Origin of the sequence: Micromonospora sp. (assembly GCF_048594385.1) — a bacterium.
Classification (GTDB): Bacteria; Actinomycetota; Actinomycetes; order Mycobacteriales; family Micromonosporaceae; genus Micromonospora; species Micromonospora wenchangensis.
This window is the reverse complement of the sequence record NZ_JBMDWU010000192.1, coordinates 1-9,420: the sequence shown is the minus strand read 5'-3', so window position 1 is coordinate 9,420 and position 9,420 is coordinate 1. Positions and strand designations below refer to the sequence as shown.

The 9,420-nt window shown below is 71.1% G+C and carries 9 protein-coding genes; 8 read left to right on the top strand and 1 reads right to left on the bottom strand.

Annotated elements, in window-relative coordinates; translation table 11 throughout:
- A partial coding sequence (locus tag ACOJTC_RS10375) for a LacI family DNA-binding transcriptional regulator (RefSeq protein ID WP_420116700.1) occupies positions 1 to 797 on the bottom strand: 797 nt, incomplete at its 3' end.
- Between the two features lie 352 nt (positions 798 to 1,149).
- On the opposite strand from ACOJTC_RS10375, the gene ACOJTC_RS10370 reads away from it, so the two are divergent.
- From ACOJTC_RS10370 to ACOJTC_RS10335, 8 genes are all read left to right on the top strand, one after another.
- The gene (locus tag ACOJTC_RS10370; protein ID WP_420116699.1) at positions 1,150 to 2,346 is read left to right on the top strand and encodes an extracellular solute-binding protein; all 1,197 of its coding nucleotides are present in this window, start codon (positions 1,150 to 1,152) and stop codon (positions 2,344 to 2,346) included.
- Positions 2,343 to 3,464 carry an ABC transporter ATP-binding protein gene (locus tag ACOJTC_RS10365; RefSeq protein WP_420116698.1) on the top strand — a complete coding sequence of 374 codons (1,122 nt, stop codon included), beginning with the start codon at positions 2,343 to 2,345 and terminating at the stop codon, positions 3,462 to 3,464. The genes ACOJTC_RS10370 and ACOJTC_RS10365 overlap by 4 nt, the downstream gene beginning before the upstream one ends.
- A complete protein-coding gene (locus tag ACOJTC_RS10360; RefSeq protein WP_420116697.1) occupies positions 3,461 to 4,375 on the top strand; it encodes an ABC transporter permease in 915 nt (304 codons plus the stop codon). Before ACOJTC_RS10365 ends, ACOJTC_RS10360 begins: the two co-directional genes overlap by 4 nt.
- Positions 4,372 to 5,262 carry an ABC transporter permease gene (locus ACOJTC_RS10355; RefSeq protein WP_420116696.1) on the top strand — a complete coding sequence of 297 codons (891 nt, stop codon included), beginning with the start codon at positions 4,372 to 4,374 and terminating at the stop codon, positions 5,260 to 5,262. Before ACOJTC_RS10360 ends, ACOJTC_RS10355 begins: the two co-directional genes overlap by 4 nt.
- Before the next feature lie 28 nt (positions 5,263 to 5,290).
- The gene (locus ACOJTC_RS10350; protein WP_420116695.1) at positions 5,291 to 6,406 is read left to right on the top strand and encodes a Gfo/Idh/MocA family protein; all 1,116 of its coding nucleotides are present in this window, start codon (positions 5,291 to 5,293) and stop codon (positions 6,404 to 6,406) included.
- Complete coding sequence (locus tag ACOJTC_RS10345; RefSeq protein ID WP_420116694.1) at positions 6,403 to 7,329, top strand: PmoA family protein; 927 nt, start codon at positions 6,403 to 6,405, stop codon at positions 7,327 to 7,329. Before ACOJTC_RS10350 ends, ACOJTC_RS10345 begins: the two co-directional genes overlap by 4 nt.
- Positions 7,323 to 8,036, top strand: coding sequence for a cupin domain-containing protein (locus ACOJTC_RS10340; protein ID WP_420116693.1), 714 nt, complete (start codon positions 7,323 to 7,325; stop codon positions 8,034 to 8,036). Before ACOJTC_RS10345 ends, ACOJTC_RS10340 begins: the two co-directional genes overlap by 7 nt.
- A 142-nt stretch (positions 8,037 to 8,178) precedes the next feature.
- A partial coding sequence (locus ACOJTC_RS10335) for a hypothetical protein (RefSeq protein WP_420116692.1) occupies positions 8,179 to 9,420 on the top strand: 1,242 nt, incomplete at its 3' end.

The window sequence follows — 9,420 nt, the reverse complement described above, 5'->3', positions numbered from 1 at the left end:
CCGGGTCGTCCCCCCCCGGCCCCCCGGTGGGGGGCGCCCAGCCCGGGGGGGGCCCCCCGGTGGCCCACCACGGTGGTGGCCGCCTCCCAGCCGGATCGCACGGTCCAGTCGCCGTCGACGACCGCGCAGGAGGTGAGCCCTAGTTGCGCCACTGTCGTCTCGTAGACCCGGCGGCGGTTGCGCGCGGATGCCCACAGGTCGGAGCCGGCGACGTGGGCGAAGCGGCGGTGTCCGTCGGCGGCGAGCCGGCGGACGATCTCGGCTATCGGTGAGGCGTCCGCGAGTACGCCCTGGGCCCGCATGTTGTCGTCGTACTCGCCGTCGACCAGGACCGGTACGGGGAAGGACGTCAGGTCGAGGTCCGCCATCCGGGTGGCGAGCGGGGTGAAGGACAGCACGGCGTCCACGTTCTCGGGGGACAGCAGGGTGCGCATCCGGTCGGCTCGGGCCGCGGCGTCGCCTTCGAGCCCGACGACGTCGAGCAGGTATCCGCCTTCATGGGCTGCGTCGGTGGCACCGCTGAGCAGGCGGGTCGGCACGAAGTCGGTGGTGTCGGGCAGTACGACGGCGATCCGGCCCGATCGCCGGGTCCGCATCGATCGGGCGGCGAGGTTCGGCCGGTAGTTGAGCTGTTCGATGGCCTGGGTGACCTTTTCCAGGGTCTGGGGCTTGAGTCCGCCCCGGCCCTTGAGGAACCGGGAGACCGTCTGGTGGGAGACGCCGGCGGCGCGGGCGACTTCGTGGATCGTGGCGGCCCTCTCGGCGCGGCCGGCGGGTTCTGTTTGCCCGGTTGGCATTTCTCTCATTCCCCCTGGTGGGCGGTGGTGATCGAAGAGCGTTGACAGAAAAGTGATCGATCACTATCGTGACCCTAACGCATAGATGCCAATCTAATTGACCAATGGACTCTCGGGGGTTCTGCACCGGATTGCCGGCGACGCCGCCCGCCGTCCGTCGGCAGGTCACTGAGCCCGGTGTCCGGGCGTGGCCCGCCCGGGTCCACCCGGTTCCCGTCTGCAACCGATCGCCATCGGAGCCGGCCCGAACGGGATGGGCCGCCCCTCCGCTGGTTCGTCGCGCGCCCGACCGCCGACAGGGCGACCGCCGCCGATGCCGGCCTCCGTAACGCTACGACCAGGAGAACCGTCGATGAGCAGATCCCGTCCCGCCGCCGTGGTGACAGCCGTCGCCCTCGCGGTCGCGCTCACCGGCTGCGCCGCCCCCGGGCACGCTCCGGTCGCGGCACCGCCGACCGGGGTGCCGGACCTGCCGACCAGGCCGGTCGTGCTGCGCATCCTGGACGTCTCCGGCGTCCTCGCCCTGACCAAACCGGTCATCGAACGCTTCGCCCAGGAACACCCGCAGCTCGTGTCGTCGGTACGGTACGAGAGCGGCACACCCACCGATGTCGTCGGCAAGCTCTACACCCAGCAGCAGTCGGGCAACGTCACCGACGACCTGGTCCTCACCGGCACCGAGGGTCTCTCCCTGCTCGCCAAGCAGCAGACCGTGGTGCCCCTGCTGCCGGGCTACGCCGCCGCCCTGCCCGACCCGGCCGGCGTGATGACTCCGGCCGCGCGGCAGCTGCAGGACGCCCTCGACGGCAACGGGATGATCATCTCGGGCCAGCCGGACGGCCCGGTGCTCGCGTACAACACGCGGACCGTCGCGCATCCACCGCGCACCCCACAGGAGCTGCTGACCTGGGCGAAAGCACATCCGGGACGGTTCGGGTTCGCGGCCGTGCCCACCGGCAGCGGGCCGGCCAACCAGTTCGTCGACGCGCTGCCCCACATGCTCGGCGACCCGAACCCGGCCGACCCGAGGACCTGGACGAACACCTGGGCCTATCTGGCGGAGCTCAACAGATACACGGCGCCGTACGCCACCAAGACCGTCGACACCTTCGACGCCCTCGCCAAGGGATCGCTCGACATCGTGCTCAGCGAGACCGGCTTCGACGTGCAAATGAAGGCCAAGGGCGTGCTCGGCGACCACTTCGCTCTCCAGGCGTTCGACGACCCGGTCACCATCGAGGTCGCCCAGTGGGCCGCCGTACCGAGGGGGGTGGACCCGGACCGGCTCGCCGTCGACCTGGCCCTGATCACGTATCTGCTGGAACCCCGGCACCAGGCGATGACGATCCCGTTCCGCGCCGCCTTCCCCGTCCACGGTGTCGACCTGTCCATGGCCCCCGCCGACGCCCAGGCCCGCTACCAGCGGCACGGCAGCCCGGACTTCAACCGGCGGCTGCTGGCCACCGCGCAGGTGCGCAACCCGGTGGTGGGCGATCACGTGCAGGTGAAGTACGACATCTGGAACAGGTCGATCGGGTCGACGAAGTGACCGGCCGGGGCTGCGGAGGCGCACTGCGTGTCGACGCCCTGCGTCGCGAGTTCGGCTCCTTCACCGCGCTGGAGGGCCTTGACCTCGACGTACCCGCAGGTGAGTTCGTAGCGTTGCTGGGCCCGTCCGGCTGCGGCAAGTCGACGGCGTTGAACCTGCTGGCCGGGCTGCTCGATCCGACCGCCGGCACGATCAGCCTGGACGGGCGGCGCATCGACCGGCTACCGCCGGAACAGCGTGGTATCGGAATGGTCTTCCAGAACTACGCGCTCTTCCCCCACCTGACCGTCACCGACAACATCGCCTTCGGCCTGCGGATGCGGGGGTGCCCGAAGCCCGAACGGGCCGAGCGGGTGCGGCGGGCCCTCGACCTCGTCCGGTTGCGGGCGCAGGCCGACCGGTATCCCCGCCAGCTCTCCGGAGGCCAGCAGCAACGGGTGGCGATCGCCCGCGCCGTCGTGGTCGAACCCCGCCTGGTGCTGATGGACGAACCCCTGTCCAACCTCGACGCGAGCCTGCGGCTGGATCTACGCACCGAGATCCGGGTGCTGCACCAGCAGCTCGGCCTCACCACCATCTATGTGACACACGACCAGACCGAGGCGCTGTCACTGGCCGACCGGCTGGTGGTGCTCCGCGACGGCGCGGTCCAGCAGGTCGGCACACCCGCCGAGGTGTACGAGCGGCCCGCCAACGCGTTCGTGGCCGGATTCGTCGGCTACCGCAACAGCCTACCGGGGACGCTGGCAGGCGGGGTGTTCGACGCCGGCGACCTGGTGCTGCGCGTCGGTGGACACGGCACCGACCGGCCCGCCCCGGGCCCCGCCGTCGCGATGATCAGACCCGAGGATCTGCTGCTCGTCCGGGAACCGACCACCGGCTCCGGCAACGAGGTGCCGCTCGACGTGCGGGTGTGCGAGTACCAGGGCCGGGGTTTCGCCATCGAGGGCAGCGGACCCGGTGGCCGCCTCCTGCACTGCCGGTCGGACCGGTCGTTCCGGCCCGGCGAACGGGCGGTCGCCGTCGTCGCGCCGGACCGGGTCCGGCTGTTCGCCCGACCGCAGACGGAGACACCGACGCCCGACCGGGCCCTGCCGGTCGGCGGACAGCCGTCATGAGCGCGAGCGGGCCCACCGGGGATCACCTGCTGCGGTGGCGGGACCGGGCCCGCCGGCGGGGCGTCACGCCGACGGTGTGGCTGGTCGTGCCCGGCGCGCTGTTCATGGTCGTGTTCTTCGTCTATCCGGTGTGCTACGGCGTCGGGCTGTCCTTCCAGGGCACCCAGGGCTGGTCCTCGGCCTATCGTGACTTCTTCGCCGACCGGCTGGTCAACAACCACGGCAGCCGCAGATCGATCCTGATCACACTGGAGCTGGCCCTCGCCGCCTCGGTCGTCAACGTCGTGCTGGCCGTGCCGATCGCCTACCGGATGCGCGGCCGGGTCCGGGCCAAACGCGCCCTCATCGCTGTCGTCCTGGTCCCCATGACCCTGGGCACCGTCTTCGTCGCCTCGGCGATGAAGGAGTTCCTCGGCCCGTCCGGCTGGCTCAACCGGGCGTTGCTCGGCATCGGGGCCATCGACCAGCCGCTGCCCCTGGTCGGAAACGTCACCGGAGTGCTGCTGTCGCTGGTGTTCACCGGGCTGCCCTTCGCGTTCCTGCTGATGGTCGGCTACACCTCAGGCATCGACCCGGGCCTGGAGAAGGCCGCTGCGGTCTGCGGCGCGCGACCCGCCCAACGGTTCTGGCTGGTGACCTTCCCGCTGCTGCTGCCCGGGATGACGATCACGTTCTGCCTCTCCTTCGTGCTGGCGTTCGGGGTGTTCCCCTCCGCCACCCTGGTGGGCAACGACGCCGGTCCCACCCGCGTGCTGTCGAAGGTCGCCTACACCGAGTACAGCTACGGGCACTACCCGACCGCGTCCGCCGCCGCCGTGGTGATGGCGGTCGTCCAGTTGGCGGTCCTCGGCCTCGTGCTGTGGGCACGCGGGCTGCTGCACCGCGGGCCCACCACCGGAGGCAAGGGATGACCGACGTCGCCGCCACGTCCACCGGGCAAGCCGCCCCGCCCTCCGTCGGGGACGGACGCCGCCCGCCCGGGTACACCCTCACCGGCGCGGTCACCTGGGGCGGGCTGTGGGTGTTCGTCGGGGGCCTGCTGCTGGCCGTGGCCAGCGTCCTGCTCGCCTCGCTCACCACGCAACTTGCCGACGGCTGGTTGCCGCGCGGCTACACCACCCGCTGGTACACGCAGTCGTGGACCACCTTCGGCCTCGGACGGCTGCTGGTGACCACCGTCGAGGTGGGGGTGGCCGTCGTGGCGGTGACGCTGGCGGTGGCGCTGCCGACCGCCTACGTGCTGGCCCGGCTGACCTTCCCCGGCCGCCGGGTGCTCCTGCTCCTGTTCCTCGTGCCGCAGGTGGTGCCCGTCATGACCTACGCCGTGCCGTTGGCGACCCTGGTCTACCGGCTGCGACTCAACGACACGCTGGCCGGGATCGTGCTGGTGAACCTCGTCCCGGCCATCCCCTTCGCGGTGCTGGTGCTCATTCCGTTCGTGGAGCAGGTCGATCCCCGCATCGAACAGGCGGCCCGGGTCTGCGGTGCCACCAACCGCCGGGTCTTCGTGCACATCCTCGGTCCGCTGCTGGTGCCCGGCCTGCTGGCAGCCGGTGTCCTGACCCTGGTACGGGTCGTCGGCCAGTTCGAACTGACCTTCCTCGTCTCGGGACCGGACAGTCAGACCCTCGTCGTCGCGTTGTACGGCGCGGCGGTCCAGGCCGGGGAACTCGCCTCCCAGGAGATCAACGCCATGGCGACCGTCTACATGGCGACCACCCTCACGTTGCTGCTCGTCGCCCTGCGGGTGGTCGATCCGACAGCGGTCGCCGCGCGGGACGGACGGTCCAGCCGATGAACCCCACCAGCGCGAAGGAGCACACCGCATGACAGGTCGGGACGGGCGCATCCGGGTGGCCGTCGTCGGGACCGGCGGCATCGCCACCGGCAGCCACCTGCCCACGGTCCAGGCGCACCGGGACCGGGTCGAACTGGTCGCCGCAGTCGACGTGGACCCCTCCCGGGTCGCACAGTTCTGCGCCCGCGCCGACATCACCGCCGGTTACACCGAGGTCGACGAGATGCTCGCCGCGCAACGACCGGACCTGGTGCACGTGTGCACGCCGCCGGCCGAGCACATCGGGCAACTCGAATCGATCCTCGCCGCCGGCAGTTGGGCCTGGGTGGAGAAACCTCCGTGTCGCACACTCGCCGAGTTCGACCGGATCACCGCCGCCGAGCAGGCCAGCGGGGCCTACGCCTCGGTGGTGTTCCAGCACCGGTTCGGCTCCGCCGGAATGCACGCCGCCGACCTGATCGCCGCCGGTGAGCTGGGCCGTCCGCTGGTGGCGCAGTGCACGACCGCCTGGTACCGCCCGCCCGCCTACTTCACCGTCCCCTGGCGCGGTAGCTGGGCGTCCGAGGGCGGCGGCCCGACCATGGGGCACGGCATCCACCAGATGGACCTGCTGTTGACCCTGCTCGGCCCCTGGGAGGAGGTGACCGCGATGGCCGGGCGGCTGGACCGCGACGTCGAGACCGAGGACGTGTCGTTGGCCCTCGTCCGGTTCACCAACGGCGCGCTGGCCAGCGTCACCAACAGCATCCTGTCACCTCGTGAGGAGAGCTACCTACGGATCGACCTGTCCGACGCGACAGTCGAACTGACCCACCTGTACGGCTACCGCGACAGCGACTGGACGTACACCGCCGCCCCGCACGTGCCCGAACAGCGCCGTCAGCGGTGGCGGACGCCGACGCCCGACGTGCCCAGTTCGCACGCCGCCCAGTTTCCGCTGCTGCTGGCGGCGTTGCGGGCCGGCACGCGTCCACCGGCCAGCGGAGCCGGTGTCCGGAGCACCCTCGAACTCGTCACCGCCCTGTACCAGTCGGCCCTGACCGGTCGGGCGGTGCGCCGCACCGAACTCGTCCCGCAGAACCCCTTCTACCACGCCCTGCACGGCGACACGGCCGGCTGGGCGCCGGCAAGGAGCACCGCATGAACCGCAACATCCCGGTCGACGTGGCCCTGCGGGTCCGGCACGACGTCGGTACGGCCGTCACCGTCAGCATCCGCGACCAGGAACTGGTGTCCTACGTGTACGGTGCCGAAACCGACCCGTGGGAGTGCCCGGCGCCCTTCTTCCACCCGGTACGCACCACCGCCGGCAATCTCGTCTCGGCACACCGCCCGCACGACCACCGCTGGCACAAGGGCGTCGCGATGACGATCTCCCATCTGTCGGGGGAGAACTTCTGGGGCGGCTACAGCTACGTGCGCGACGAGGGCTACCAGCGGCTCGACAACGTCGGGTCACTACGCCACCAGGCGTTCTCCCGGTTCGACGTCGGCGTCGACCGACTCGACCTCACCGAGCAGGTGCACTGGCACAACGCCCGGGGCCGGCCCTGGATCGAGGAACACCGGGACATCGCCGTACACGGCGTCGACGAGGTGGCCGGCACCTGGGAACTCACCATCGCCAGCGCGCTGACCAACGTGAGCGGGGACGCGCTGGAGATCGGCAGCCCCACCGTCTTCGGCCGCGAGGCGGCCGGCTACAGCGGCCTGTTCTGGCGTGGGCCACGGGATCTGACCGGCGGGACCATCCTCGCCGCCGGTGGCCTGGAGGGACCCGGTGTGATGGGACAGCGGGCGGCGTGGCTCGCGTACACCGGCCCGCACGATGTCGTGGACGCGGCCTCGACCCTGGTCGTTGTCCCCGACCCGTCCGCCGAGGACAGCCCGCCCGTCTGGTTCGTGCGCAACGAGCCCTTCGCGGCGGTCAATCCGTCGTTGGCGTTCGCGGAGGAGGTGGTCCTGCCGGCCGGGACGACCCTGTGGCGTCGGTACCGCGTCGTCATCGCCGACGGCGTCTGGACTGCCGGTCGCGTCGAGCGGTACCTGGAGGACAACCCGTGGTGAACCTACCCAACGGCATCGGTGTCTCCGGGCTCGAGGTCTATCCCTGGGCGGCATCCGACGGCTGCCACGGCGGCTCACCGCACCTGCACACGGCGTGCACCGAGGCGTACGTGGTGGTCGCAGGGCGCGGCGAACTGCACACCCTGACCCTCGCCGGCCCCGCCACCACACCGCTGCTGCCGGGGACCGTCGTCTGCTTCACGCCGGGCACCGTGCACCGGGCGGTCAATCTCGGCGACCTCAGGGTGGTGGTCATCATGGAGAACTGCGGGCTACCGGAGGCCGGGGACGCCGTACTCACGTTTCCGCCGGAGGTCCTCGCGGACCCGGCCGCATACGCCGAGGCTGCCGATCTCGGACCGGAACCCACCCACTCCCCCGCGGCGGGGCGCCGCGCCCGCCGTCGCCGCGATCTCGCCGTGCAGGGCTACCTCGCGATCCGGCGGGACCTGGCCTGCGGTGACACCTCCTCGCTGCGGGCCCTGTACGACGCCGCAGTGTCCCTGACCAGTGCCCGGACCGCCCAGTGGCATCGCATTCTCGACACCGGCCCGGCCGCCTCCCTCGCAGAGGTACGCCGCCGCCTGCGCTCGCTGGCCGAGGGCTCCGGCACCCACCTCGCCGAGGCCAAGGTCCACTCGCAGGCGGCGCCCGAGCCCGACCGGCGTCCGTTCGGCATGTGTGGCCGGCTCAGCCCCTACCGGTGAACTGAACGCCGGGCCGGTCAGCCACTCCACCACCGGTGCGGGCTTCCCGCCCGAACCGCACACCGCGCACGGTGCGCGCTCCGACCGCCCGTCGACCTCCGACGGGCACCTCCCGTCCCCGGATCTCTCCAGGAGGAGACCGATGTTCTTCCCCCGTACCGGACGACCGGTGGCCGCCGCGGCCGTCGGTGTCCTGGTGGCCGCCGGCATGGTCGCGGTCACCACCGACGCCGCCTCGGCGGCAGCCACCACCACGATCACCGTCGACTACGGTTCCGACCGGGGAGCGGCCACCCAGATCGCCAGCGGCTTCCTGCACGGCATCTCGGCGTCCTCGCCCGCGCAGTATCTCGTCGACGGTGTCAGGGTCCGGTCGCAGCGCGGCGCCGACCACCACCCGAACCTGCCGAGCCTCTACGACCCCGCCACGTACCGGCGGGTCTCGGCGACCGGCGCGAACCTGCGGGTCGGCCTCTACTACTACTCGGCGAACCCGAACAGTCCATACCGCAACTACCGCCCGGGTGACAACGGCAACTTCAGCACATGGACGACCATCGTCAACGGTGTCATGTCCGAAGCGGAGCAGAAGGGCTACCGGGTCAACGCCTGGATTCCCTGGAACGAGCCGGAAGCGCAGTGGGGAAACCTCTACACCACCACCTACTTCCAGGCGCACAAGGTGGCCTACGACGCGGTGAAGGCACGCAACTCGTCGTACCGGGTCGAGGCACCGGAGCTCAGCGCCTACAACTTCACCAAGCTCCAGCAGTTCCTCACCTACTGCCGCGACAACCGCTGCCTGCCCGACGTCCTGTCCTGGCACGAGCTGAGCCCGGCCCCCACGGACGTGCCCGGTCACACGGCGCAGATCAGAAGCTGGATGCAGGCCAACGGCATCACCCCGATGCCGATCGCGATCACCGAGTACCAGGGCAGCAGCTACGGCAACGCGGACGCCTGGGCGGCGGGGCCGAACGTCCGCTGGCTGGCGCAGTTCGAGCGCAGCGTCCCCAACGGTCTGGAAGACGCGTTGGCCTCGGACTGGGACTACATCGGCGGCGACGGCAACTTCATCGCCACCCTGGGAAACTCCGCCGACAAGGCGACCGGCACGCTACCCAAGGGTGTCTGGTGGAACTACAACACCTACAAGACGATGACCGGCCGGATGGTCACCGTCACCTCGTCGTCCGCGACCACCGTCGACGCGCTGGGGTCGGTGGGGCGCCGCCCCCCCCCCCCGGGCGGGGCAGTGGTCGACAGCGACTCCGTCTCGTACCTGGTGATCGGTGCGCCCGCCGTGGCCGGGGTGACGAGCACCTTGTACACGGCGTTGGTGGGCAGCGTGCCGAGCGCGAGGGTGAGGCCGCCCGAGGACAGG

Coding starts and splice junctions, on each gene's coding strand:
- ACOJTC_RS10370 (WP_420116699.1), top strand. CDS start 1,150: ATGAGCAGATCCCGTCCCGCCGCCGTGGTGACAGCCGTCGCCCTCGCG.
- ACOJTC_RS10360 (WP_420116697.1), top strand. CDS start 3,461: ATGAGCGCGAGCGGGCCCACCGGGGATCACCTGCTGCGGTGGCGGGAC.
- ACOJTC_RS10355 (WP_420116696.1), top strand. CDS start 4,372: ATGACCGACGTCGCCGCCACGTCCACCGGGCAAGCCGCCCCGCCCTCC.
- ACOJTC_RS10350 (WP_420116695.1), top strand. CDS start 5,291: ATGACAGGTCGGGACGGGCGCATCCGGGTGGCCGTCGTCGGGACCGGC.
- ACOJTC_RS10345 (WP_420116694.1), top strand. CDS start 6,403: ATGAACCGCAACATCCCGGTCGACGTGGCCCTGCGGGTCCGGCACGAC.